The sequence below is a fragment of the Mesorhizobium sp. WSM4809 genome (assembly GCF_055811655.1).
The window spans coordinates 47,935-71,491 of record NZ_JBVVQW010000015.1; the positions used below are offsets into that span (position 1 = coordinate 47,935).

A 23,557-nucleotide genomic window follows, 5' to 3' on the forward strand; every position below is an offset into this window, starting at 1 on the left:
GCGCCAGGTAGCTCCTCTCCTCTCGGGGAGAGGTCGGATTGCCCCGGAATTGCTCTCGCAATTCGGTTTGGCAATCCGGGTGAGGGGGATTCCCCTCAAGCCGGACTCAGCCGTAGATCTGCTTGTGGATCTGGTAGAGCATTTCCGAGCGGTCGGCGCGCATGTCGGCCAGATCGCGGCTGGAAAAGCTGTCGATTTCGGCGACAAGGCGGTTGTAGTGCTTGCGCTTGGCAATGCTGTTGCGAGCGCGGGTCATGAGACTGTCGAGGATCATAGCAAGGTTCCTTTTTTGGCGCCGCGTTTCGGCGGCGGTTTCTTCCTCCCTTGATCGATACGAAGCATGACATAGTAATGGTGCATTGCAAAAAGAAGATGTTGCAATGCACCATTGCGCTGGACGCATAGCCGGTTAATACGGCGCTAACGTCATGCGCAGAGCCGGCAAGCGATCTTTTGCATGACACTGTGCGTACCCACATTGCCTTCTGTCCCTCCGGCTGGCTTGATCCGGGTGTCATTGATGCCGGGAGGAAAAGCATGGCGGCCGCAGACTATTATGAAATTCTCGATCCGCGCTTCGCGCGCCTGTTTAATGGCAACGCGCAGGTCGAGAAGCTGTTCACCGGATGCCAGTGGGCGGAGGGGCCGGCCTGGTTCGCCGCCGGCCGCTATGTCGTCTGGTCCGACATCCCCAACAACCGCATGCTGCGCTATGACGAGACCGACGGCAATGTCAGCGTCTTCCGCCAGCCGTCCGGCAATTCGAACGGCAACAGCGTCGACCGGCAGGGCCGGCTGATCACCTGCGAGCATTCGGGCCGCCGTGTCAGCCGCACCGAGTTCGACGGCTCGGTCACCACGATCGCGTCCAAATGGAAGGGCAAGCGGCTGAATTCGCCCAACGACGCGGTGGTGAAATCCGACGGCTCGATCTGGTTCACCGATCCGAGCTACGGCATCGATACGGATTATGAGGGCGACAGGGCCGAGAGCGAAATCGGCGCCTGCCATGTCTACCGGGTCGATCCCGGCACCGGCGAGGTCGAAGCCGTCATCACCGACATGGTCCGGCCCAACGGCCTGGCTTTCTCGCTCGACGAGAGCAAGCTTTATGTCGTCGATACCGGCCGCACGCATGGCGCACAGAATCCGGCACATATGCGGGTGTTCAATGTCGGCAAGGGCGGCAAGAAGGTTTCGGGCGAGAAAATCTTCGCCGACTGCACGGCCGGCCTGTTCGACGGCTTCAGGCTCGACGAGGACGGCCGCATCTGGACGAGTGCCGCCGACGGCATCCATTGCTACGATCCGGACGGCACGCTGATCGGCAAGGTCAAGGTGCCGGAAGTCACCGCCAACTGCGTGTTCGGCGGCAACAAGCTGAATTGCCTCTATATCGCCGGCACCACGTCGCTCTACATGGTGCGGCTGATGGTCAACGGCGCCAAGACATACTGAGACTGGAGCACTGGCTGAGACTGGAGCACTGGCGGCCGTTCGACGGTTTCATCGAAGCGGGTCGCGCGCACGAACATCCCGGGAGGACAAAAATGCCATTCGTCAACATCCGCATCGTCAAGGAAGTGATATCAGCCGATCCGGCAGGCAAGAAGGCGGACATCGCCAAAAAGGTGACGGCGGCCATCATGGACGCCACCGGGCTGAGCAACGACGATGTCTGGGTGGTTTTTGAAGAGGTCAACGCGCGCGATTGGTACGTTGGGAAGACCGATGTGGAGACGCTGCGAAAGGGGTAGCTCGAAGATGTAGGGTGGCCGCCGCTCAACGCGAGCGGATAAACTCCGCGAAGGCATTCAGCGCGTCATGCATCGCCTGCCGGTTCGCCGGCGCCGCCAGGATGCCCGCCACCTCCGGCGGCTTCTTGCCGAGCAGGGCAATCTCCAGCACATCGTCACAAAGCGCGAACGACATGGTGCGCATGATCTCGGCCAGTGCGGCGCGGGCGAACAGCGAGCGCGGCGAGGCGTGTGCCAGCATGGCGGGCTTGGCGACAGCGGCATCGCGCGAGACCAGCCAATCGAGCGCGTTCTTCAGCCCGCCCGGCACGCCATGGGCATATTCCGGACAGGAAACGATCAGGCCGTCGGCTCGGCTGACGGCATCGATCAGCTTGGAGGCTTCGAGCGGCGTCCGCTCGCCCTCGTCGTCGGGATTGAAGATCGGCAGACAGCCAAGCCCGTCATAGACGCTGACGCGGCAGCCGGGCGGTGCGTTGCGCGCCAGTGCTGCGATCAGGGCCGAATTGGTGGAAGCCGCGCGCAGGCTTCCGGAAATGGTAAGGATGTTCAGCAAGGTATGGAATCGGTCCAGACGCGAATCGCGTCCGGAAAAGCTACCACATCGTCTTCTTGTATTCCTCGTCGAGCCAGCGATCGGTCGCCTCGGCGGAATCGGCAACCGCCAGCTGATCGCGCATGATCTGGCCGAGCGTCGGCAGCGTCGCGCGATCGTACCAGGTTTCCGGCTTCCACAAATCCGAGCGCATGAAGGCTTTTGCGCAGTGCATGTAGGCGGCCTTGACGCTGACCACGACGACGCTTTGCGGCTCCCTGCCGTCGACTGCGAGCCGTTCGCGCAAATTTGCGTCGACGGTGATGCGGGCATCGCCGTTGACGCGCAGCGTCTCGTTCATGCCGGGAATGAGGAAGAGCAGCCCGACCGAGGGATTGAGGAGGATGTTCTCCAGCGTGTCGAGCCGGTTGTTGCCGGGCCGGTCGGGAATGGCGATGGTGGTGTCGTCGAGAACGGTGGCAAAGCCCGGCTTATCGCCCTTCGGCGTCACGTCGGCGTTGCCGGCACCGTCGGACGAGCCGATCAGCACGAACGGGCTCTTGCCGATGAAGGAGCGGCAATGGCCGTCAAGTTTTTTCAACTCCTTGCGGATAGAACCGTCGGTCGGCCGTGGCGTCTTGTAGATCGTCCTCAACTGGTCGCGCGTGGTGATGAATTCCATGTCCCTCTCCCCAGAACGTTTCATTGTTTCACGAACGCAGAACCGCTGTTTCTACTTTCCGGTTCTCTCTTCTTTGCCGGCCGTGTCCTCGAGTGAATGCCGCAGGATCAGCGGCATCTGACTGAAGGTGAACAGAAGCGTGATCGGCATGATGCCCCAGACCTTGAAAGTAACCCAGGCGTCGGTGGAAAAATTGCGCCACACCACCTCATTGACGATGGCCAGGAACAGGAAGAACAGGCCCCAGCGGAAGGTCAGTTTCCGCCAGCCTTCGGCGTCGAGGCTGAAGGCTGAATCGAAGACATAGCCAAGCAGCGACTTGCCGAAGTAGAGGCCGCCGAGCAGCACGCCGCCGAACAGCGTGTTGACGATGGTCGGCTTCATCTTGATGAAGATGTCGTCCTGCAGATAGAGCGTCAGCGCGCCGAAGATGAAGACGACGACGCCCGACACCATCGGCATGATCGGCAAGGTGCGGGTGAGCAGCCACGAGGCAATCAGCGCGATTGCCGTGGCGGCCATGAACAGCCCGGTGGCGACGAAGATCGGCCCGCCGAACTCGGCCAGAACAGGGAATTTCTGCACCAGCCATCCGCTGCGCGCATTGGCGAAGAAGAACACCATCAACGGCCCAAGCTCCAGCACCAGCTTGAGCAGCGGATTGACGCCTTCCTTCTTCTGCTTCTGCGGGTCCGACGGATCGCGTTCGAGAATGGGTGGGTTCATGGAATCTCTTTCTTGCGCATGATCTGATCCAATAAGTCTGCGACTTTTTGGGACATGCTTATTAAGCTACTCCAGCGATCGCCCTGGCGAATTCGCTTGCCGAGAAAGGTTCGAGGTCGTCGACCTGTTCGCCGACGCCGATGAAATAGACCGGCAATTTGTGCTTTGCCGCAATCGCCACCAGAATACCGCCGCGTGCCGTGCCGTCCAGCTTGGTCATCACCAGGCCGTTGACGCCGGCGATATTGCGGAAGATCTCGACCTGATTGAGCGCGTTCTGGCCGGTGGTGGCGTCGACCGTCTGCAGCACGGTGTGCGGTGCTTCCGGGTCGAGTTTGCCAAGCACGCGGACGATCTTTTCGAGCTCCGCCATCAGTTCGGTCTTGTTCTGCAGGCGGCCGGCGGTGTCGATGATCAGCACGTCGGAACCGGCCTCCCTGGCCTTCTCGAAGGCGTCATAGGCGAGCCCTGCGGCATCGGCGCCGATCTTGGAGGCGATCACAGGCGATTTCGTCCGCTCGCCCCAGATCTTCAGTTGCTCGATCGCGGCGGCGCGGAAGGTGTCGCCGGCGGCGAGCATCACCGACAGGCCGCCATCGGTGAGCTTGGCGGCGAGCTTACCGATCGTGGTGGTCTTGCCGGTGCCGTTGACGCCGACCACCAGGATGACATGCGGTTTGTGGGAGAGGTCGAGCTCCAGCGGCATGGCGACGTGGGTCAACACCTTTTCCACCTCGGCCGCCATGATGGCGCGGACCTCGGTGTCGGAGACGTCCTTGCCGTAGCGGCTGGCGGCCAGCGCGTCGGTAACGCGCAAGGCCGTCTCCATGCCGAGATCGGCACGGATCAGCACATCCTCAAGGTCCTGCAAAGTCTCTTCGTCCAGCTTGCGCTTGGTGAAGACGCCGGCAATGTTGCCGGTTAGCTCCTTGGAGGAGCGGGCAAGCCCGTCCTTCATGCGCTGGAACCAGGAGCGCCTCGGCGCCGGCTCCGCCGCCTTCTGCGGCTCGGCCTTCTGCTCGACTTTTTTGGTGACGGTCACCTTGCCGGGAGCGGGCTTTGGCTCCGGCTTCGGCACGGCCTGCGGTTCGGGCGCGATCTCGGCAATGACCGGCTGCGTCTCGACCGGGGCCGGCTGGCGAATGAAAGGTGCGATTTCGGCGGCGGGCGCTTCGGCCACGAGAGCAGCCGGCATGGCTTCCACGGGTGGCGCCGAATCTTTCGCAAGTTCGTGCTGCCCCTCACCCCTACCCTCTCCCCGTGAAGGACGGAGAGAGGGGGGCGTCAGCGTTGAGGCTTCGTCTTCGATGTTTGCAAGAGGAGGCGCAGCTTCACCGCTAGCCCCCTTCTCCCCGTCTCTATACGGGGAGAAGGTGCCGGCAGGCGGATGAGGGGCTGTGCCGGCCTCTGAAGACGGCTGAAGAGGGGACGGCGCCGGTGTCGGCACCTCGATCGGGGCTGGTGTTTCGGCCGGAACCTCGACAGGCGTCGGCACTTCGACCGGGGCCGGCTCCGGCTGCTTTTCCGGCCGCGACGGGACGATCTCCGGCTCGGCCGGCGCCGGAGCAGGGACTTCTTGCGGCTGCGGTTCGGGAGCAGGTTCCGGAACGGCGGGAGGTGTTGGTACCTCCTCGGGCGCCGGCGGCTCGGCTGGCGTCTCGGGCGCCGGTTCTTCTTCCGGCTCGGGCTCCGGCAGAGGTTCTGGCTCTGAGGGAACAGCCGGCTCCGGTACTGGCGGGATGGTTGGCTCCGGCTCGGGCGCCGGTTCCTCGACAGGCGCCGGTTCCGGCGCAGGAATTACCTCCGGCTCGACTACCGGCGCGGGCGTCGTTTCCGCCTCGGGCCGCGACTCGTCGCGCTTCAAGAACTCCGGAACGACCTGTTCGGCCGCCGGCTTCAGTGCATCGAGTGCTTCCCATTTGATCGGCGGCAGCGGGGCGGTCTCGTCGATCCGCTCCTCGACAACCTCTTTCTTGCCGAACGAAAATATCTTCTTGAAAAAACCAGCCATGCTTTGTGTTCTCAGGCGGCGCGGGCGGCAAGGGGCGCCGCGATCAGCCTGCTACCATCGTGGCCTGATATCTCAGCCTCGACGATCTCACCCGGTGCGCCCGTGCCGAGTGCGGCAAGCGTAAAACCCTCGGTGCGGCCAAGGCCGTCGCGCTCGATCAGGATCGACTGGCGCGTTCCGGTGAGCGACGACAGATGCCTGAAATAGGCAGCTTCACCGGCGGCACGCAGCCGGGCGGCGCGCTGCTTGACCACCTCGCGGCGGAGCTGCGGCATGCGCGCGGCGGGCGTGCCTTCGCGTGGGCTGAAGGGGAAGACGTGGAGATGGGTCAGGCCACACTCCTCGACAATTTTTTCCGAGTTCTCGAACATTTCGTCGGTCTCGGTCGGGAAGCCGGCGATGATGTCGGCGCCAAAGACGATACCGGGGCGCAGCTTGCGCACATCCTCGCAGAAGCGGATCGACTGATCGCGTAGGTGCCTTCGCTTCATCCGCTTCAGGATCATGTCGTCGCCCGATTGCAGCGACAGATGCAAATGCGGCATCAGCCTGGGCTCGGTGGCGATGGCATCGAGCAAATCGTCGTCAGCTTCGACCGAATCGATAGAGGACAGCCGCAGGCGCTTCACATCGGGCACCTGCCTGAGGATGGTCTTCACCAGCCTGCCAAGCTTCGGCGCGCCCGGCAGATCGGCCCCAAAACTGGTCATGTCGACGCCGGTCAGAACGATCTCGGCATAGCCGTTGCCGGCGAGCCGCTTGACCTGCTCGACCACGGCGCCCATCGGCACCGAGCGCGAATTGCCGCGGCCGTAGGGAATGATGCAAAAGGTGCAGCGGTGGTCGCAGCCGTTCTGCACCTGGACGAAAGCGCGTGCCCGGCCCTCGATGGCGTCGACCATGTGGCCTGCGGTCTCACGCACCGAAAAGATATCGTTGACGCGCGCCTTCTCGGTGTCGTTGACGCCGAAATCCGGCAGCGCGCGATAGGAATGCGCCTTCAGCTTCTCCTCATTGCCAAGCACGAGATCGACCTCGTCCATGGCGGCGAATTTTTCAGGCTCGGTCTGCGCGGCGCAGCCGGTGACGATGATGCGCGCCCGCGGGTTATCGCGGCGGGCCTTGCGGATCGCCTGCTTGGCCTGGCGCACTGCTTCGCCTGTCACGGCGCAGGTGTTGAAGATCACGGCGCCACCTTCCAGCGCGCCCAGACCGGCACTTTCAGCCTCGCGCCGCATCACCTGCGATTCATAGGTGTTGAGCCGACAGCCGAAGGTGACGACATCGATGCCCTGGGACATCGGGCTCTTGGGCAGAGCGGACATCAGGCCGCGCTTTCGGTGTCGCGGGCCCATGTCCCGTTCGACGGGTCGAAGCTGCCGGAAAATTCCCATTCGGCGGCGCCGGTCAGCACCACATGGTCATCGTCGCGCCATTCGACATGCAGCGTACCGCCGCCTGGCGTCAACAGACCGACGCTGCGGCCGGTCCGGTTGGTACGGGCCGCGGCCACCACGGCCGCACAGGAGGCCGAGCCGCAGGCCTTGGTCAGGCCGGCGCCGCGTTCCCAGGTGCGGATGACCATTGTTTCGGGCGAAGTGACCTGCGCGATGGTTATGTTGGCGCGCTCGGGGAACATCGGGTGGTTCTCGAGCAGCGGGCCGAAGCGGTCGAGCTCATAGGACCAGACGTTATTGTCGACCCAAAAGATGGCGTGCGGATTGCCCATCGAGACGACCGAGGGTGAATGCAGCACCGGCGCGTCGATCGGGCCGATCTGCAGCTCGATCATGCGGGTGTCGCGGAATTCCTCGGCCAGCGGGATATCCTGCCAGCCGAAGCGCGGCGTGCCCATATCGACCGAGATCGAACCGTCGGCATGTTCGCGCGCATTGAGGATGCCCGCCACGGTTTCGAAGGTGAAGATCTTCTGGCCGGTCTCGGCGGCGAGCGCCTGGACGACGCAGCGCATGCCATTGCCGCAGGCCTGCGCACCGGTTCCGTCGGAGTTCAATATGTCGATGAAAAAAGCGGTGCCCGGCGTCCTGGCATCGTGGATCGCCATGATCTGGTCGAAGCTGGTCGCGGCATCGGCGTTCAGCGCAATCGCCGCCGCCGCCGTCACTCGATCGGCACGGCCGCGCATATCGGCAACGATGATCTCGTTGCCGATGCCGTTCATCTTGGCGAAAGGGGCAGTGCTGGCCATTGCTCCGAAAAATTCCGTGTCCGTTTGGCGCTATATGGCGGAAACGGGCAGGAATTACCAGTGCGCAGCCGCTTGGTCACGGCGAAAGCGCCGGACTTACGTGACGGCGAAAATGCCCAGCACCACCAGCAGGAAGATGATCAGAACGATGCCGATAAGGATGCGCGCGCCGGTGGCGGCAGCACCTGCCAGCGCCGGCATGCCGAGCAGGCTCGCCGCCGCGGCGACGATCAGGAGGATGATGATCCATTTGAGCATGGCGATGCCTCGCAACCGACAGATTTTTCAACCGCATGAAAACGCTGTTGCCGCGCTGGGGTTCCGTCGAAACCGATGCGGATCAGGGCACTATGTGCTCCGGTACATTCCATACCTCGCCCGGCCGCAAGGCGCGAAAGCGCTGCCGTGGAATGCCTTGATCGTCAAGCGCCTCGGTCAATTTGCGCGCCGGCTCGTCGATCGGCTCGTCAGTGAGCTGGAAAGTTCCCCAATGACAGCCGGCGGCATGGGCGGCATTGCACAGCGTCATGCCTTGCACCGCTTCCCAGGGGTTCTGGTGCTGCGGCGCCATGAACCAGCGCGGTTCATAGGCGCCGATCGGCAGGATGGCAAAGCGGAAACCGCCATGTTTCTCGGCCATCCGCCGGTAGTTGATGCCATTGTGAAAGCCGGTGTCGCCGGCGAAATAGAGCTTGCTGTCAGGCGTTTCGACGACGAAGCCGGCCCACAGCGCCATGCGCCGGTCGCGGGCGCCACGCGCCGACCAGTGATGCACCGGCTCTACATGGACGGCGGCGCCATTGCCGATCTCGACCCTGTCGCCCCAGTCATGCGCCGACAGTCGCATGCCGGGCACGGCGGCTTCGATGATGGCGTCGTTGCCGAGCGGAGTGAGCACCAGCGGGTCGTGGCCGGCCTTCAGCCGCTTCAACGTGGCGAGGTCGAGATGGTCGTAATGGTTGTGGCTGACCAGCACGAGGTCGATCGGCGGCAGGTCGGCAAAGGCGATGCCTGGCGCATTGATGCGTTTTGGTCCGGCGAAGGAAAGCGGCGACGCGCGCAGCGACCAAACCGGATCGGTAAGAATGTTCAGACTTGCCGTCTGGACCAGCAAGGTGGAATGACCAATCATGGTCACTTCCAGCGCGGCGCCCTCGACCCTTGTCGCCGGCTTTGCCTGCGGAAAGGGGCTTGCATCGCTCGCCGGCCATTTCGAGCGCTGGCCATTCAACTGCCATTTCAGCAGGTCGGCGAAACGGCCGGGTGGCTGGCCGTCGGGATTGAAGAACAATGCGCCGTCGAAATGGTCGCTGGGCGGGCCGCTGTAATAGCGATTGGCGGCAGTCTTTCTCGCGGCCAATTTGCGGCTCCAGCAGGGTTTCGTTTTCCAGACATAGGCGCTGAGGCGGTTCGCGCAAGCGTCCACCGACGAAGTGTTGACCGGAATTCCCAAGCGACGCGCGACAAACGGTCAGCCGTGGCGATTGCGATAAATTTGCAACAATTCTTGCTGCAAACTGTATTTTAACCATATCGGGTTGAAATTTCGCCACCTTCTCCATCTTGGTGGGGGTGAGATTGTGCGGACGGCTTCCCCCCAGCCGGATCCGACGGAGGTTGGAATGACTTTTTCGAAAACCGGTCTGGTGGCCGTAACGCTGGCGGCCCTCGTTGCGAGTGGCTGTTCGACCTCACGTTTTTCCTCGATGGATGACCAGCAGCCGGCACCGCTGGAGGCCGCGCCCGCCGGCAAGGTGACGGCGAACCAACTGCCGCCGCCGGCATCGCCCGGCACCACCGACCCTTCGCAATTCCCGACCGCGCCGGCGAACACCCAGGTCGCCGCGCTGCCTTCGGACGGCTCGGCGCCGGCCGGCGCTTCCGACGTGACCGCCGCCAGCGTCGCCGGTGTCTGGAACGCCAGCGTTGCGGGCCAGAGCTGCAAGGTGGCGACACCGCAGACCAAATTCGGCGCCGGCTTCCGCGCCGGGCCGCTGCATTGCCCGGCGCCGATGGACGGCATCAAGTCGTGGAACGTCGCCGGCAAACAGCTGACGCTCTATGACGAGAGCGGCGGTGCGCTGGCGCGGCTCTATTCCTCGGGCGGCTCGAAATTCGACGGCCAGACTTCCAACGGCCAGCCGATTTCACTTACGAGATAGTTTTTGTTTTACGCAATTCCGGTTCCCGGAATTGCTCCAGAACGACGTGACCGATGCATCTGCGTGACGGCCTTCAGACCCATGCGACCGTCAGGCAGCGCTACGACCATCTGGTGGAAACCGGTACGATCGACCGCGATCCGGCGCAGGAACGGATCGTTGCGGCGCTTGACCGGCTGACCGATGAGATTTCGGCCAAGCGGCTGGCGCATAAGTCGAGCGCGCTGGGCTGGCTGTTCGCCCGCAAGCGCGAGACCCATGAGGCCGTCAAAGGCCTCTACATCCATGGCGGCGTCGGTCGCGGCAAGACCATGCTGATGGACATGTTCTTCGACTTGCTGCCGGTGCGGCGCAAGCGCCGCGTCCACTTCAACGACTTCATGGCCGACGTGCAGGACCGTATCCAGAAGCACCGGCAGGCGCGCAAGAATGGCGACGTCAGGGAAGACGATCCGATCCCGCCGGTGGCCAAGGCCCTTGCCGAGCAAGCCTGGGTGCTGTGCTTCGACGAGTTCTCGGTCACCGACATTGCCGACGCGATGATCCTGTCCAGGTTGTTTTCGGCGCTGTTTGCCAGCGGCGTGGTGCTGGTCGCCACCTCGAATGTGGCGCCGGAAAACCTCTACAGCGACGGGCTGAACCGCCAGCTTTTCCTGCCCTTTATCGGCATACTGGAGCGGCACACACAGGTGCTGGCGCTCGATGCCGACAAAGACTACCGGCTGGAAAAGCTCGCCCGGACACCGGTCTATGTCACGCCGGCCGATGCGGCGGCGGACCAGCTACTCGACGAGGCCTGGCAAGCCATGACGCGGGGCGCGCCGACCGCCGAGACATCGATTGCCCTCAAAGGACGGCAGGTGATCGTGCCGCGTGCGGCGGGCGATGCGGCGCGGTTCTCCTTCGCCGATCTCTGCGAGAAGCCGCTTGGCGCGCGCGATTTCCTGGCAATCGCCGGGCGCTTCTCAACCATTTTCATCGACCACGTCCCGGTGCTCGGCGAAGGCAAGCGCAACGAAGCCAAGCGCTTCATCCTTCTGATCGACACGCTCTACGACCATCATGTGCGGCTGGTGATGAGCGCCGAAGCGCCGCCGCAAGCGCTTTATGCAGCCAAGCGCGGCGTCGAAGTCTTCGAGTTCGAGCGCACCGCATCGCGGCTGACCGAGATGCAAAGCCGCGACTGGCTGGAGGATTGGGCGGAGCGGCAGAAAGGGAAGCCGGCGCTAGATGCAAAGCAGGCGCAGGCCTGAGTTTCCAGAGATCCGTTGGTAGCGATCTTTCGTGCCCCCCGTCGGCAAGACAGAGGGGGACGCTGTCCCGCCGACCTCGGCTACCCGCATCACAAGGGCGTCATCGCCCGCATCCGGCCTTACGATCTCCATCTTCATCGGCTACTTCTTCCCAAGTCGGCTTACAAACTTTGACGTTTACGTAAATCCCAAATGATCTAACCGATTGAAAATGCTGACGCCAAAATAATCGTTTGAATTTTTTCTGTGCCGGGGCTATTGGGTGCGGCGAAAATTCGCGGTTCCCCGCAGCATTCCGGCCTCTTCTTCGACGCCGCCATCAAGTCACCAGAGATTTGAGACGTCGTCACCGACAAAGGGAAAACATCCTCACATGGCACGCAACAAGATAGCGCTTATCGGCTCTGGCATGATCGGCGGCACGCTCGCTCACATGATCGGCCTCAAGGACCTCGGCGACGTGGTGCTGTTCGATATTGCCGAAGGTATCCCGCAGGGCAAGGGGCTCGATATCGCGCAGTCGTCGCCGGTCGATGGCTTCGACTCCAGGCTCACCGGCATCAACGAATATGCCGGCATCGAAGGCGCCGATGTCTGCATCGTCACCGCCGGTGTGCCGCGCAAGCCCGGCATGAGCCGCGACGACCTTTTGGGCATCAATCTCAAGGTCATGGAACAGGTCGGCGCCGGGCTGAAGAAGTATGCGCCGAAGGCCTTCGTCATCTGCATCACAAACCCGCTCGACGCCATGGTCTGGGCGCTGCAGAAGTTCTCGGGCCTGCCCAATAGCCATGTCGTCGGCATGGCCGGCGTGCTCGACAGCGCGCGCTTCCGCTATTTCCTGGCCGAGGAATTCAAGGTCTCGGTCGAGGACGTCACCGCCTTCGTGCTCGGCGGCCACGGCGATTCCATGGTGCCGATGATCCGCTATTCGACGGTATCGGGCATTCCGCTGCCCGACCTCATCAAGATGGGCTGGACCTCGAAGGGGAAGCTCGACCAGATCGTGCAGCGCACCCGCGACGGGGGCGCCGAGATCGTCGGCCTGCTCAAGACCGGTTCGGCCTATTACGCGCCGGCCGCTTCGGCGATCTCGATGGCTGAAGCCTATCTCAAGGACAAGAAGCGCGTGCTGCCCTGCGCGGCGTATCTCTCCGGCCAGTATGGCGTCAAGAACACCTATGTCGGCGTTCCCGTGGTGATCGGCGCCGGCGGCGTCGAGCGTATTATCGAGATCGAGCTCAACAAGAGCGAGCAGAAGATGTTCGACTCCTCTGTGGCGACGGTGCAGGGCCTGACCGAGGCCTGCGTCAAGATCGCGCCGCAACTCGCCTCCAAATGAATCTCCAGCAAGTGAACCCCCAGTCGATCCGGAGACCATCCAGATGAACATCCATGAGTATCAGGGCAAGGCGCTGCTGAAGAGCTTTGGCGCGCCCGTGGCCGAAGGCGTGCCGGTGTTCAAGGCGAGCGAAGCGGAAGCCGCCGCCAAGGCGCTGCCGGGCCCGCTTTATGTGGTGAAGAGCCAGATCCATGCCGGCGGCCGCGGCAAGGGCAAATTCACCGAGCTCGGCCCGGACGCCAAGGGCGGGGTGCGGCTGGCGAAATCGGTGGCCGACGTCGTCGCCAACGCCAACGAGATGCTGGGCAACACGCTGGTGACCAAGCAGACCGGCCCGGCCGGCAAACAGGTCAACCGTCTCTACATCGAGGACGGCGCCGACATCGAACGCGAGCTCTATCTGTCGATCCTGGTCGACCGTTCGGTCGGCCGCATTGCCTTCGTCGTCTCGACCGAAGGCGGCATGGACATCGAGGCGGTCGCCCATGACACGCCGGAAAAGATCATCACCGTCGCCATCGATCCGGAAAAAGGCGTCACAACAACCGACCTGAAGGCGCTCAACGGCGCGCTCAAGCTCGACGGCGATGCGGCCAAGGACGGTGATACGCTGTTCCCGATCCTCTACAAGGCCTTCGTCGAGAAGGATATGAGCCTGCTCGAGGTCAACCCGCTGATCGTCATGAAGAACGGCCGGCTGCGCGTGCTCGACGCGAAAGTGTCGTTCGACAACAACGCGCTGTTCCGCCACCCCGACGTGCTCGAACTGCGCGACACCACCGAAGAGGACGAGAAGGAGATCGAGGCGTCGAAATACGACCTCGCCTATGTCGCGCTCGACGGCAATATCGGCTGCATGGTCAACGGCGCCGGCCTCGCCATGGCGACGATGGACATCATCAAGCTCTATGGCGCCGAGCCCGCCAACTTCCTCGATGTCGGTGGCGGCGCATCTAAGGAAAAAGTCACGGCGGCGTTCAAGATCATCACCCGGGATCCGGCGGTCAAGGGCATCCTGATCAACATCTTCGGCGGCATCATGAAGTGCGACATCATTGCCGAGGGCGTCATTGCCGCGGTCAAGGAAGTCGGCCTGGAAGTGCCGCTGGTGGTGCGCCTGGAAGGCACCAATGCCGAGCTCGGCAAGAAGATCATCAACGACAGCGGCCTCAACGTCGTGTCGGCCGACGATCTCGACGATGCAGCCAAGAAGATCGTGGCGGCGGTAAAGGGCTGAGCGGATGCCTCCGCGCAAGATAAACCTCGTCGAGGCGGCGGATCGGACCATCACCAAGGTTTTCGATCCGCATATCGCCGGCGACGTCAACGACAGCCAGGCGAAGGTCGCCAAGTTCGGCGAGATGTTCGACTGGCATGCGCATGACCATGAGGATGAAGCCTTCCTCGTGCTGCGCGGGCGTATCGCCATCGATTTCCGTGACGGTCCGGTCGAGCTCGGCGAGGGCGACTTCATCGTCGTACCGCGCGGTGTCGAGCACCGGCCGCGTTCGCTCACCGCGGAACCGGTCGTGCTGATGTTCGAGCCGGCGACGACGCTCAACACCGGCAATGCCAAGAGCGACCTCACGGTCGCTGACCTGAAGCGGCTCTGACCATGTTTTCCTCGATCAACGGTTTTTAGAAAAGGGCTCCCATGTCCATTCTCGTCGACAAGAACACCAAGGTGCTGGTGCAGGGCCTGACCGGCAAGACCGGCACGTTTCACACCGAACAGGCGCTGGCTTATCACGGCACGAAAATGGTCGGCGGCATCCACCCCAAGAAGGGTGGCGAGACGTGGACCGGCTCAAAGGGTGAAAACCTGCCGATCTTCGCCACGGTCGCCGAGGGCAAGGAAAAGACCGGTGCCAACGCTTCGGTCGTCTATGTGCCGCCGGCGGGTGCCGCCGAAGCCATCCTCGAAGCGATCGAGGCCGAGATCCCGCTGATCATCTGCATCACCGAAGGCATCCCGGTGATGGACATGATCAGGGTCAAGGCCAGGCTCGACCGCTCGACCTCGCGCCTGATTGGGCCGAACTGCCCGGGCGTGCTCACGCCCAACGAATGCAAGATCGGCATCATGCCCGGAAACATCTTCCGCAAGGGCTCGGTCGGCGTTGTTTCGCGCTCGGGAACACTTACCTATGAGGCCGTGTTCCAGACCACCAATGTCGGCCTCGGCCAGACCACCGCCGTCGGCATTGGCGGCGACCCCGTCAAGGGCACCGAGTTCATCGACGTGCTCGAGATGTTCCTCGCCGACGACGAGACCAAGTCGATCATCATGATCGGCGAGATCGGCGGTTCGGCCGAGGAAGACGCCGCGCAGTTCCTCAAGGACGAAGCCAAGCGCGGCCGCAAAAAGCCGATGGCTGGCTTCATCGCCGGGCGCACGGCGCCGGCCGGCCGCACCATGGGTCATGCGGGCGCGGTCATCTCCGGCGGCAAGGGCGGCGCCGAAGACAAGATCGCGGCGATGGAATCGGCCGGGATAAAAGTTTCGCCTTCGCCGGCAAGGCTGGGCACGACCTTGGTCGAGGCGATCAAGGGTTAAAGTGAGTAGCGAGTAGTGAATAGCGAATAGGAAAGACAGACTAGCGGCGCGACCACTGGGGAATCCCTACTCGCTATTCGCTACTCCCTACTCGCTCCAAACAGGAGACGGAGCTAGGCTCCGCGGACAAAAATGGCAAGACAAGATCAGGCCAACGACCAATTTTCACTCACCTCTTTCCTCTATGGCGGCAATGCCGATTACATCGACTCGCTTTATGCGTCTTATGAGGACGATCCGGAGTCGGTAAACCCCGAATGGCAGGAGTTCTTCGCCGGGCTGAAGGACGACGCCGGCGATGTGCGCAGGAATGCCAAGGGCGCCTCCTGGGCCAAGCCCTCCTGGCCGCTGCAGGCCAATGGCGAACTGGTGTCGGCGCTCGACGGCAATTGGGGTATCGTCGAGAAGACGATCGAAAAGAAAGTCAAGGACAAGGCGGTCACCAACGGCGTCGTCCTGTCCGACGCCGACGTGCACCAGGCGACGCGCGATTCGGTGCGCGCCATCATGATGATCCGCGCCTACCGCATGCGCGGCCATCTGCATGCCAATCTCGACCCGCTCGGCATCGCCAAGCCGCTCGAGGACTACAACGAGCTGTCGCCGGAAAATTACGGCTTCACCGAAGCCGATTACGACCGGCCGATCTTCCTCGACAATGTGCTCGGGCTCGAATTCGGCAGCATCCGGCAGATGCTGGAAATCCTGACCCGCACCTATTGCTCGACGCTCGGCGTCGAGTTCATGCATATTTCCGATCCCGAGGAAAAGGCCTGGATCCAGGCACGTATCGAGGGCGCCGACAAGGAGATCACCTTCACCGCCACCGGCAAGAAGGCGATCCTGCAGAAGCTGGTCGAGGCCGAAGGCTTCGAGCAGTTCATCGACGTCAAGTACAAGGGCACCAAGCGCTTCGGCCTCGATGGCAGTGAAGCGCTGATCCCGGCCCTGGAGCAGATCGTCAAGCGCGGCGGCCAGCTCGGCATGAAGGAAATCGTGCTCGGCATGGCGCATCGCGGCCGGCTGAACGTGCTCTCGCAGGTGATGGCCAAGCCGCACCGCGCCATCTTCCACGAGTTCAAGGGTGGCTCGGCCGCCCCCGACGAGGTCGAGGGCTCGGGCGACGTCAAGTACCATCTCGGCGCCTCGTCGGACCGCGAGTTCGACGGCAACAAGGTGCACCTGTCCTTGACCGCCAATCCCTCGCATCTGGAAATTGTCGATCCGGTGGTGATGGGCAAGGCGCGCGCCAAGCAGGATTACCTGTTCGGCCGCAGCCGCGAGGAGATCGTGCCGCTGGAAGAGCGCGCCAAGGTGCTGCCGCTACTGCTGCATGGCGACGCCGCCTTCGCCGGCCAGGGCGTGATTGCCGAGATCCTCGGCCTGTCCGGCCTGCGCGGCCACCGCGTCGCCGGCACGTTGCATTTCATCATCAACAACCAGATCGGCTTCACCACCAATCCGCGCTTCTCGCGCTCGTCGCCCTATCCGTCCGACGTCGCCAAGATGATCGAAGCGCCGATCTTCCACGTCAATGGCGACGATCCGGAAGCCGTGGTGCACGCCACCAAGGTGGCGATCGAATTCCGCATGAAGTTCCACAAGCCTGTTGTGGTCGACATGTTCTGCTACCGCCGCTTCGGCCACAATGAGGGCGACGAGCCGGCCTTCACCCAGCCGATCATGTACCGCAACATCCGCACCCACAAGACGACCGTGCAGATCTACGGCGACCGGCTGATCGCCGAGGGTCACCTCACCCAGGCCGAGCTCGACCAGCTCAAGGCCGACTGGCGGGCGCATCTGGAATCCGAGTGGGAAGTCGGCCAGCACTACAAGCCCAACAAGGCCGATTGGCTCGACGGCGCCTGGTCTGGCCTGCGCACGGCCGACAACCAGGACGAACAAAGGCGCGGCAAGACCGCCGTGCCGGTGAAGACGCTGAAGGAAATCGGCAAGAAGCTGACCGAGGTGCCGAAGGATTTCGAGGCGCACAAGACGATCATCCGCTTCCTCGAAAACCGCCGCCAGGCGATCGAGTCCGGCGAAGGCATCGACTGGTCGACGGCCGAGGCGCTGGCCTTCGGCGCCATCCTGCTCGACGGCAATCCGATCCGCCTGTCGGGGCAGGATTCCGAACGCGGCACCTTCTCGCAGCGTCACTCGGTCCTTTACGACCAGCGCGACGAGACCCGCTACATCCCGCTCAACAATCTGTCTGCGGCTCAAGCCGGCTACGAAGTCATCAACTCGATGCTGTCTGAAGAGGCGGTGCTGGGCTTCGAATATGGCTACAGCCTTGCCGAGCCGAAGGCGCTGACATTGTGGGAAGCGCAGTTCGGCGATTTCGCCAACGGCGCCCAGGTGGTGTTCGACCAGTTCATCTCGTCGGGCGAACGCAAGTGGCTCAGAATGTCGGGCCTCGTCTGCCTCTTGCCGCATGGCTATGAAGGCCAGGGTCCGGAACACTCCTCGGCCCGGCTCGAACGCTTCCTGCAGCTTTGCGCCGAAGATAACATGCAAGTGGCCAACTGTACGACGCCGGCCAACTACTTCCACATATTGCGCCGGCAGCTGAAGCGCGACTTCCGTAAGCCGCTGATCCTGATGACGCCGAAGTCGCTGCTGCGCCATAAGCGGGCGGTGTCGACGCTGCCGGAAATTTCGGGCGAAAGCTCGTTCCACCGATTGCTGTGGGACGATGCGCAGCTGCTTTCCGGCCAGGCGATCAAGCTCACCAAGGATTCGAAGATCCGCCGCGTCGTGCTGTGTTCGGGCAAGGTCTATTACGACCTCTATGAGGAGCGCGAGAAGCGCGGCATCAACGACATCTATCTGTTGCGCGTCGAACAGCTCTATCCGTTCCCGGCCAAGGCGCTGATCACCGAACTGTCGCGGTTCCGCAATGCCGAGATGGTGTGGTGCCAGGAGGAGCCCAAGAACATGGGCGCTTGGTCGTTCATCGACCCCTATCTGGAATGGGTGCTGGCGCATATCGACGCCAAGCATCAGCGGGTGCGCTACACCGGCCGTCCGGCCGCCGCCTCGCCGGCGACCGGACTGATGTCGAAGCATCTCGCGCAGCTCGCCGCCTTGCTCGAAGACGCGCTTGGTGAATAGAGAAAATCTGGGCGAATAACAGAACCCGAAAGAAAACGGACAGGCACAATGGCTACCGAAATCCGCGTTCCCACTCTCGGCGAATCCGTCACCGAAGCGACCATCGGCAAATGGTTCAAGAAGGTCGGCGACGCGATCGTCGCCGACGAGCCGCTGGTCGAGCTCGAGACCGACAAGGTGACGGTGGAGGTGCCTGCCGCCGCCGCTGGAACCTTAAGCGAAATCACCGCCAAGGAAGGCGAGACGGTCGGTGTCGGTGCGCTGCTCGGTTCGATTTCGGCAGGTGGCGCTGCCGCCGCACCAGCGACCAAGCCGCAGGCGGTGTCGCAGGCCTCGTCGCCGGATGCGGCATCGACCGGCAAGCAGGCCGCGGCCGAGACCGCCAAGATCGCCGGCGATGCCGGCCCGGTCGAGCCGCGCACCATGCCACCGGCACCGGCCGCGGCGAAACTGATCGCCGAAAGCAATCTCTCGGTCGACCAGATCTCCGGTTCGGGAAAGCGTGGCCAGGTGCTGAAAGGCGACGTGCTCGACGCCATCTCCAAGGGTGCGCCGTCGCAGCCGGCGGAGACGCCGAAGGCGGCACCTGCACCGGTTGCCGTGCGCGCGCCGTCCTCGGGCGACGATGCGTCGCGCGAGGAGCGCGTGCGCATGACCAAGCTGCGCCAGACCATCGCGCGCCGCCTCAAGGAAGCGCAGTCGACCGCAGCCATGCTGACCACCTTCAACGAGGTCGACATGTCTGCGGTGATGGCGCTGCGCACCAAATACAAGGACGTGTTCGAAAAGAAGCACGGCGTGAAGCTCGGCTTCATGGGCTTCTTCACCAAGGCCGTCACCCACGCGCTGAAAGAAATCCCCTCGGTCAATGCCGAGATCGACGGCACCGACATCATCTTCAAGAACTATGCCCATATCGGCGTCGCCGTCGGCACCGAAAAGGGCCTGGTCGTGCCGGTCGTGCGCAATGCCGACCAGATGTCGATCGCCGAGATCGAAAAGGACATCGGCCGCTTGGGCATAGCCGCGCGCGACGGCAAGCTGTCGGTCGCCGACATGCAAGGCGGGACGTTTACGATTTCCAACGGCGGCGTTTACGGGTCGCTGATGTCGACGCCGATCCTCAATGCGCCGCAGTCGGGCATTCTGGGCATGCACAAGATCCAGGAGCGGCCTGTCGTGGTCGGCGGCCAGATCGTGATCCGGCCGATGATGTACCTGGCACTCAGCTACGATCACCGCATCGTCGACGGCAAGGAAGCGGTGACCTTCCTGGTCCGCGTCAAGGAAAGCCTGGAGGATCCGGAACGGCTGGTGCTCGATCTGTGAGCAAGGCCAACCGCCCCGTGAGCGGCTGGCTGGAACGGTTCGGGTTCAAACTGGGCCGGGCCGCGGGCGGCGCGCAGCGGACTTTTCGGCGCAGTATTTTCTGGCTTGGCTTGTCCACTGCTGTTCCTTCGCTGGCAATCGCCGCCGGATGGAATCCGGCAAAGGTGAGCAGCAACCTCGGCATCTTTGCCCTTAGTGACGTGCAATTGGCGGAGCGGAAGATAACGGTCACCCCGATCGGCCAACTCGAATTGCCGACGGGCGAGATTATGGCCTGCGATCCTCTGGTCACAGGCGATGACTGGCCAGCATTGAGCCGCAAGGTCAAACCTGGAAGTTATCCGGTTTCTCTGTTCGAGGCCCAGGGACGTGTGGCAGCAGCGTTCCTTCGGCTCCGCCCAGGCACGCCGGTCCGCTGGGAACTGGCGACCTTGCCAGACCAGGACGTGTCGACCCTGAAGGACGACGAAATGTTCGGCTACCCGGTCGAAGCCGGCCTTGGCTCTTTCATGGACAAGACGGCGATGGCGCTGATGTCGGCCGAACAGGACAAGCTCAAGGCCGACGAGAATTACTATGACGACGTGCTGGCCGCCGAATTCGCACCCAACCAGGACAGGTTCGTCATGCATCATCCGGTTGCCGGCAACCCGCTCAACATCGCGATGTTCTGGAGCGGCTGGGGTGATGGATTTTATCCGTCATTCTGGGGACTGGACGCAGCAGGCGAGCCGTTGTTGCTGCTGACCGATTTCGGCGTGCTGGAAAACGCCGATGGCCGCGAGAGCAAGTAGGTCGCGCTGATGCAAAGCGTCCTATCGCCCACTATCCGATGTGCAGCCGGAATGCTGGCCGTGTTGTTCACCGACTCTGCCGCAAATGCCGCCTGTCCGATCGAGCTCGCTGTCTATGGCGACGCCCAGAGCGGCAGCGAAATCGATTTCACGCCCACCGGCACCTCGGCGACGGTCACCAACACGTTCCGGATGATCCTCGACAACAATGTGGTGCTGAACGGCATCGTCATGTGGAACGAGGGCGTGTCGCGGCCGAACGGCGCGCTGATGTACAAATGCCCCGAGGGCGACGTCACCGGCGAGGAGCTTGCCGCCTGCACGCCCTGGCATAGCGTCATCTACACGGCGGATGACAAGGGCAACATCGGGCTGCTGCCGGCCGAAGGTGTCGAAGCGCCGAAGACGCTGATACTGCCGGATCTCGGGCCAGCGTTGCGCCAATCCAGTGCCTATGGCGGCAGCGGGTTTTCGAAAGTGCCGGGGGATGTGTTTGCCTTGAAGGGATGCCAGGAATGAGCGGGACGCAAAAGGTGCTGCTGGTCACCGGCGGCAGCCGCGGCATCGGCGCGGCGATCTGCCGGTTTGGATCGAAGGCCGGCTACAGGGTCGCGGTCAACTACGCTGCGAATCAGGACGCCGCCGATGCACTGGTCGCGGAGATCGAGGCTGCCGGCGGCGAGGCTTTTGCGGTCAAGGGCGATGTCGGCAGCGAGGCCGATATCGTGGCCATGTTCGAGGCCGTCGACCGCGCCTATGGACGGCTCGATGCTTTCGTCAACAATGCCGGCATCGTCGACGTCAAGGCGCGCGTCGACGAGATGGATGTTTCGCGGCTGGAGCGCATGATGCGCATCAATGTCGTCGGCTCGTTCCTCTGCGCCCGTGAGGCGGTCAAGCGCATGTCGACCCGCCATGGCGGGTCGGGCGGATCCATAGTCAACATCTCGTCGGCCGCGGCGACATTGGGCTCGCCGGGCGAGTACGTCGATTATGCCGCCTCCAAGGGCGCCATCGACACCTTCACCATCGGGCTCGCCCGCGAGGTGGCGCTGGAAGGCATTCGCGTCAATGCGGTGCGCCCTGGCATCATCGACACGGACATCCACGCTTCCGGCGGGCAGCCGGACAGGGTGGAGCGGTTCCGCGACCTGCTGCCGATGAAAAGAGCCGGTACAGTGGATGAAGTCGCGGGCGCGGTTCTCTATCTTCTCTCCGACGCCGCGTCCTATACGACAGGCGCGATCCTGAATGTAAGCGGCGGCCGCTGAGCGCTCTCAAGCAGATCGAGCATGATGTTATCCAAAAACCGCGTCACACGGCATCATGCTCAAACAGAAGGACAGTATCATGGCTTATGACGTCGTTATCATCGGATCGGGACCGGGCGGCTATGTCTGCGCCATCAAGGCGGCGCAGCTCGGGCTCAGGGTGGCGGTGGTCGAGAAGAACGCGACCTTCGGCGGTACCTGCCTCAACATCGGCTGCATCCCTTCCAAGGCGCTGCTCCATGCCTCCGAGATGTTCGCCGAGGCCGGTCACTCCTTCGACACGCTCGGCGTCGAGATATCGGCGCCGAAATTGAACCTGAAGAAGATGATGGCGCACAAGGATGCGACGGTGTCGTCGAACGTCAACGGCGTCGCCTTCCTGTTCAAGAAGAACAAGATCGACAGCTTTCGCGGCACTGGCAAGGTGGTCGCGGCCGGCAAGGTGTCGGTGACGGCTGAGGACGGCAAGGTCGAGGAGATCGAGACCAGGAACATCGTCATCGCCACCGGCTCGGATGTCGCCGGCATTCCCGGCGTCAAGGTCGACATCGACGAGAAGGTGATCGTGTCGTCGACCGGCGCTTTGTCGCTTGATAAGGTTCCCGGCCATCTGGTGGTGGTCGGCGGCGGTGTCATCGGGCTCGAGCTCGGCTCGGTGTGGGCACGGCTCGGCGCCAAGGTCACCGTGGTCGAATTCCTCGACACCATCCTGGGCGGCATGGACGGCGAGGTTTCCAAGCAGTTCCAGCGCTTGCTTTCAAAGCAGGGTTTCGAGTTCAAGCTCGGCGCCAAGGTCACCGGTGTCGCCAAGGCCAAGAAGGGTGCGACCGTCACCTTCGAGCCGGTCAAGGGCGGCGCCGCCGAGATGATCGAGGCCGATGCCGTGCTGATCGCCACCGGCCGCCGCGCCTATGCCGACAGTCTCGGGCTCGGGGAAGCCGGCGTCGAGGTCGACGAGCGCGGCCGGGTCAAGACCGATGCCCATCTCACGACCAATGTCCCGGGCATCTATGCCATCGGCGATGTCATCGCCGGGCCGATGCTGGCGCACAAGGCCGAGGACGAGGGCGTGGCGGTGGCCGAAACCATTGCCGGCCAGGCCGGCCACGTGAACTATGACGTCATTCCGAGCGTCGTCTACACCAGCCCGGAAATCGCCTCGGTCGGCAAGACCGAGGAAGAGCTGAAGAAGGCCGGCATCGACTACAAGGTCGGAAAATTCCCATTCAGCGCCAATGGCCGGGCGCGCGCCATGCTGCACACCGACGGTTTTGTGAAGATCCTCGCCGACAAGACGAGCGACCGCGTGCTCGGCATGCATATTGTCGGCTTCGGCGCAGGCGAGATGATCCACGAGGCGGCGGTGCTGATGGAATTCGGCGGCTCGTCTGAGGATCTCGCCCGCACCTGCCACGCGCATCCGACGATGTCGGAAGCGGTGAAGGAGGCGGCGCTGGCGACGTTCTTCAAGCCAATCCACATCTAAAGCGACAACGCTTCGTTATCCTCGGGTCAAGCCTGAGGATGACGAACGTAGCGATATCGCCAAACAAAACGGCCCGCTTTTCAGCGGGCCGTTCGTATTTGATATCGAGCCGGTCAGTTGGCCGGAGCTGGAGCCGGCGCTGGCGCTGGAGCCGGCGCAGGTGCCGGTTCTGCAGGTGCCGGAGCCGGAGCCGGAGCTGCAGGTGCCGGGGCTGGGGCCGGTTCTGCAGGTGCCGGAGCAGGTGCAGGTTCGGCTGGCTTCATCGGTTCCGCCGGTGCGGGCGCGGGGGCCGGTGTGCTGGCCGCCGGCGGCTCGGCTGGTGC

Annotated in this window: 23 protein-coding genes; 14 read left to right on the forward strand and 9 right to left on the reverse strand. The window is 63.2% G+C overall.

Annotated features, from left to right (window positions below):
* Positions 1–106: 106 nt before the first annotated feature.
* On the reverse strand, positions 107–274 hold the full coding sequence (locus AC0L24_RS26800) for a hypothetical protein (protein ID WP_013528833.1): 168 nt from the start codon (positions 272–274) through the stop codon (positions 107–109).
* A gap of 263 nt (positions 275–537) precedes the next feature.
* On the opposite strand from AC0L24_RS26800, the gene AC0L24_RS26805 reads away from it, so the two are divergent.
* Complete coding sequence (locus AC0L24_RS26805; RefSeq protein WP_127268186.1) at positions 538–1,458, forward strand: SMP-30/gluconolactonase/LRE family protein; 921 nt, start codon at positions 538–540, stop codon at positions 1,456–1,458.
* A 92-nt stretch (positions 1,459–1,550) separates the two neighbouring features.
* Positions 1,551–1,757 (forward strand): tautomerase family protein, encoded by a 207-nt coding sequence (locus AC0L24_RS26810; protein ID WP_023811297.1) that lies wholly within the window; start codon positions 1,551–1,553, stop codon positions 1,755–1,757.
* Between the two features lie 25 nt (positions 1,758–1,782).
* Here the strand turns inward: AC0L24_RS26810 and AC0L24_RS26815 are convergent, their stop codons facing one another.
* The 8 genes from AC0L24_RS26815 to AC0L24_RS26850 form a co-directional block, all read right to left on the reverse strand.
* Positions 1,783–2,313: an NADPH-dependent FMN reductase gene (locus AC0L24_RS26815; protein WP_127808691.1), complete on the reverse strand. Its 531-nt coding sequence runs from the start codon at positions 2,311–2,313 to the stop codon at positions 1,783–1,785.
* Positions 2,314–2,353: 40 nt separating this feature from the next.
* On the reverse strand, positions 2,354–2,974 hold the full coding sequence (locus AC0L24_RS26820; protein ID WP_023811295.1) for a pyridoxamine 5'-phosphate oxidase family protein: 621 nt from the start codon (positions 2,972–2,974) through the stop codon (positions 2,354–2,356).
* 51 nt (positions 2,975–3,025) lie between these two features.
* Positions 3,026–3,700 (reverse strand): septation protein A, encoded by a 675-nt coding sequence (locus tag AC0L24_RS26825; RefSeq protein ID WP_127808692.1) that lies wholly within the window; start codon positions 3,698–3,700, stop codon positions 3,026–3,028.
* A gap of 61 nt (positions 3,701–3,761) precedes the next feature.
* Positions 3,762–5,711 (reverse strand): signal recognition particle-docking protein FtsY, encoded by a 1,950-nt coding sequence (gene ftsY / locus AC0L24_RS26830; protein WP_473564373.1) that lies wholly within the window; start codon positions 5,709–5,711, stop codon positions 3,762–3,764.
* An 11-nt stretch (positions 5,712–5,722) separates the two neighbouring features.
* Entirely contained in the window at positions 5,723–7,036 is a 1,314-nt protein-coding gene (gene mtaB, locus AC0L24_RS26835) for a tRNA (N(6)-L-threonylcarbamoyladenosine(37)-C(2))-methylthiotransferase MtaB (RefSeq protein ID WP_473564374.1), read from the reverse strand.
* The gene (dapF, locus tag AC0L24_RS26840; RefSeq protein WP_127808695.1) at positions 7,036–7,920 is read right to left on the reverse strand and encodes a diaminopimelate epimerase; all 885 of its coding nucleotides are present in this window, start codon (positions 7,918–7,920) and stop codon (positions 7,036–7,038) included. The genes mtaB and dapF overlap by 1 nt, the downstream gene beginning before the upstream one ends.
* Positions 7,921–8,016: 96 nt before the next feature.
* Complete coding sequence (locus AC0L24_RS26845; protein WP_013528842.1) at positions 8,017–8,178, reverse strand: DUF1328 family protein; 162 nt, start codon at positions 8,176–8,178, stop codon at positions 8,017–8,019.
* An 82-nt stretch (positions 8,179–8,260) separates the two neighbouring features.
* Entirely contained in the window at positions 8,261–9,280 is a 1,020-nt protein-coding gene (locus AC0L24_RS26850) for an MBL fold metallo-hydrolase (RefSeq protein ID WP_127808696.1), read from the reverse strand.
* A 262-nt stretch (positions 9,281–9,542) separates the two neighbouring features.
* On the opposite strand from AC0L24_RS26850, the gene AC0L24_RS26855 reads away from it, so the two are divergent.
* From AC0L24_RS26855 to lpdA, 12 genes are all read left to right on the forward strand, one after another.
* Positions 9,543–10,082: a protease inhibitor Inh/omp19 family protein gene (locus tag AC0L24_RS26855; protein ID WP_473564375.1), complete on the forward strand. Its 540-nt coding sequence runs from the start codon at positions 9,543–9,545 to the stop codon at positions 10,080–10,082.
* A gap of 53 nt (positions 10,083–10,135) precedes the next feature.
* Positions 10,136–11,335, forward strand: coding sequence for a cell division protein ZapE (zapE, locus tag AC0L24_RS26860; protein ID WP_127397342.1), 1,200 nt, complete (start codon positions 10,136–10,138; stop codon positions 11,333–11,335).
* Between the two features lie 373 nt (positions 11,336–11,708).
* The gene (mdh, locus tag AC0L24_RS26865) at positions 11,709–12,677 is read left to right on the forward strand and encodes a malate dehydrogenase (RefSeq protein ID WP_127397343.1); all 969 of its coding nucleotides are present in this window, start codon (positions 11,709–11,711) and stop codon (positions 12,675–12,677) included.
* Positions 12,678–12,720: 43 nt separating this feature from the next.
* Entirely contained in the window at positions 12,721–13,914 is a 1,194-nt protein-coding gene (gene sucC, locus AC0L24_RS26870) for an ADP-forming succinate--CoA ligase subunit beta (RefSeq protein WP_292634969.1), read from the forward strand.
* Between the two features lie 4 nt (positions 13,915–13,918).
* Entirely contained in the window at positions 13,919–14,290 is a 372-nt protein-coding gene (locus tag AC0L24_RS26875) for a cupin domain-containing protein (protein WP_127397252.1), read from the forward strand.
* Positions 14,291–14,331: 41 nt separating this feature from the next.
* A complete protein-coding gene (gene sucD, locus AC0L24_RS26880) occupies positions 14,332–15,234 on the forward strand; it encodes a succinate--CoA ligase subunit alpha (protein WP_127397251.1) in 903 nt (300 codons plus the stop codon).
* Between the two features lie 132 nt (positions 15,235–15,366).
* Complete coding sequence (locus AC0L24_RS26885) at positions 15,367–18,354, forward strand: 2-oxoglutarate dehydrogenase E1 component (RefSeq protein WP_128288556.1); 2,988 nt, start codon at positions 15,367–15,369, stop codon at positions 18,352–18,354.
* Positions 18,355–18,402: 48 nt separating this feature from the next.
* On the forward strand, positions 18,403–19,683 hold the full coding sequence (odhB, locus tag AC0L24_RS26890) for a 2-oxoglutarate dehydrogenase complex dihydrolipoyllysine-residue succinyltransferase (protein ID WP_473564377.1): 1,281 nt from the start codon (positions 18,403–18,405) through the stop codon (positions 19,681–19,683).
* Positions 19,684–19,778: 95 nt separating this feature from the next.
* Entirely contained in the window at positions 19,779–20,477 is a 699-nt protein-coding gene (locus AC0L24_RS26895) for a DUF4241 domain-containing protein (protein ID WP_164748784.1), read from the forward strand.
* A 51-nt stretch (positions 20,478–20,528) separates the two neighbouring features.
* Complete coding sequence (locus AC0L24_RS26900; protein ID WP_245486619.1) at positions 20,529–20,996, forward strand: hypothetical protein; 468 nt, start codon at positions 20,529–20,531, stop codon at positions 20,994–20,996.
* Entirely contained in the window at positions 20,993–21,748 is a 756-nt protein-coding gene (locus tag AC0L24_RS26905) for an SDR family oxidoreductase (RefSeq protein ID WP_127397752.1), read from the forward strand. The genes AC0L24_RS26900 and AC0L24_RS26905 overlap by 4 nt, the downstream gene beginning before the upstream one ends.
* Positions 21,749–21,803: 55 nt before the next feature.
* Positions 21,804–23,234: a dihydrolipoyl dehydrogenase gene (lpdA, locus tag AC0L24_RS26910; protein ID WP_127808702.1), complete on the forward strand. Its 1,431-nt coding sequence runs from the start codon at positions 21,804–21,806 to the stop codon at positions 23,232–23,234.
* The last annotated feature ends 323 nt before the right edge of the window (positions 23,235–23,557 follow it).

Excerpts from the sequence above, each read along its gene's own strand:
- mtaB (WP_473564374.1), bottom strand. The coding sequence starts at position 7,036 with ATGTCCGCTCTGCCCAAGAGCCCGATGTCCCAGGGCATCGATGTCGTC.
- AC0L24_RS26875 (WP_127397252.1), top strand. The coding sequence starts at position 13,919 with ATGCCTCCGCGCAAGATAAACCTCGTCGAGGCGGCGGATCGGACCATC.
- odhB (WP_473564377.1), top strand. The coding sequence starts at position 18,403 with ATGGCTACCGAAATCCGCGTTCCCACTCTCGGCGAATCCGTCACCGAA.
- AC0L24_RS26805 (WP_127268186.1), top strand. The coding sequence starts at position 538 with ATGGCGGCCGCAGACTATTATGAAATTCTCGATCCGCGCTTCGCGCGC.
- AC0L24_RS26810 (WP_023811297.1), top strand. The coding sequence starts at position 1,551 with ATGCCATTCGTCAACATCCGCATCGTCAAGGAAGTGATATCAGCCGAT.
- sucD (WP_127397251.1), top strand. The coding sequence starts at position 14,332 with ATGTCCATTCTCGTCGACAAGAACACCAAGGTGCTGGTGCAGGGCCTG.
- AC0L24_RS26885 (WP_128288556.1), top strand. The coding sequence starts at position 15,367 with ATGGCAAGACAAGATCAGGCCAACGACCAATTTTCACTCACCTCTTTC.
- dapF (WP_127808695.1), bottom strand. The coding sequence starts at position 7,920 with ATGGCCAGCACTGCCCCTTTCGCCAAGATGAACGGCATCGGCAACGAG.
- AC0L24_RS26825 (WP_127808692.1), bottom strand. The coding sequence starts at position 3,700 with ATGAACCCACCCATTCTCGAACGCGATCCGTCGGACCCGCAGAAGCAG.
- mdh (WP_127397343.1), top strand. The coding sequence starts at position 11,709 with ATGGCACGCAACAAGATAGCGCTTATCGGCTCTGGCATGATCGGCGGC.
- AC0L24_RS26905 (WP_127397752.1), top strand. The coding sequence starts at position 20,993 with ATGAGCGGGACGCAAAAGGTGCTGCTGGTCACCGGCGGCAGCCGCGGC.
- AC0L24_RS26855 (WP_473564375.1), top strand. The coding sequence starts at position 9,543 with ATGACTTTTTCGAAAACCGGTCTGGTGGCCGTAACGCTGGCGGCCCTC.
- AC0L24_RS26845 (WP_013528842.1), bottom strand. The coding sequence starts at position 8,178 with ATGCTCAAATGGATCATCATCCTCCTGATCGTCGCCGCGGCGGCGAGC.
- sucC (WP_292634969.1), top strand. The coding sequence starts at position 12,721 with ATGAACATCCATGAGTATCAGGGCAAGGCGCTGCTGAAGAGCTTTGGC.
- AC0L24_RS26820 (WP_023811295.1), bottom strand. The coding sequence starts at position 2,974 with ATGGAATTCATCACCACGCGCGACCAGTTGAGGACGATCTACAAGACG.
- zapE (WP_127397342.1), top strand. The coding sequence starts at position 10,136 with ATGCATCTGCGTGACGGCCTTCAGACCCATGCGACCGTCAGGCAGCGC.
- ftsY (WP_473564373.1), bottom strand. The coding sequence starts at position 5,711 with ATGGCTGGTTTTTTCAAGAAGATATTTTCGTTCGGCAAGAAAGAGGTT.
- AC0L24_RS26800 (WP_013528833.1), bottom strand. The coding sequence starts at position 274 with ATGATCCTCGACAGTCTCATGACCCGCGCTCGCAACAGCATTGCCAAG.
- lpdA (WP_127808702.1), top strand. The coding sequence starts at position 21,804 with ATGCTCAAACAGAAGGACAGTATCATGGCTTATGACGTCGTTATCATC.
- AC0L24_RS26900 (WP_245486619.1), top strand. The coding sequence starts at position 20,529 with ATGCTGGCCGTGTTGTTCACCGACTCTGCCGCAAATGCCGCCTGTCCG.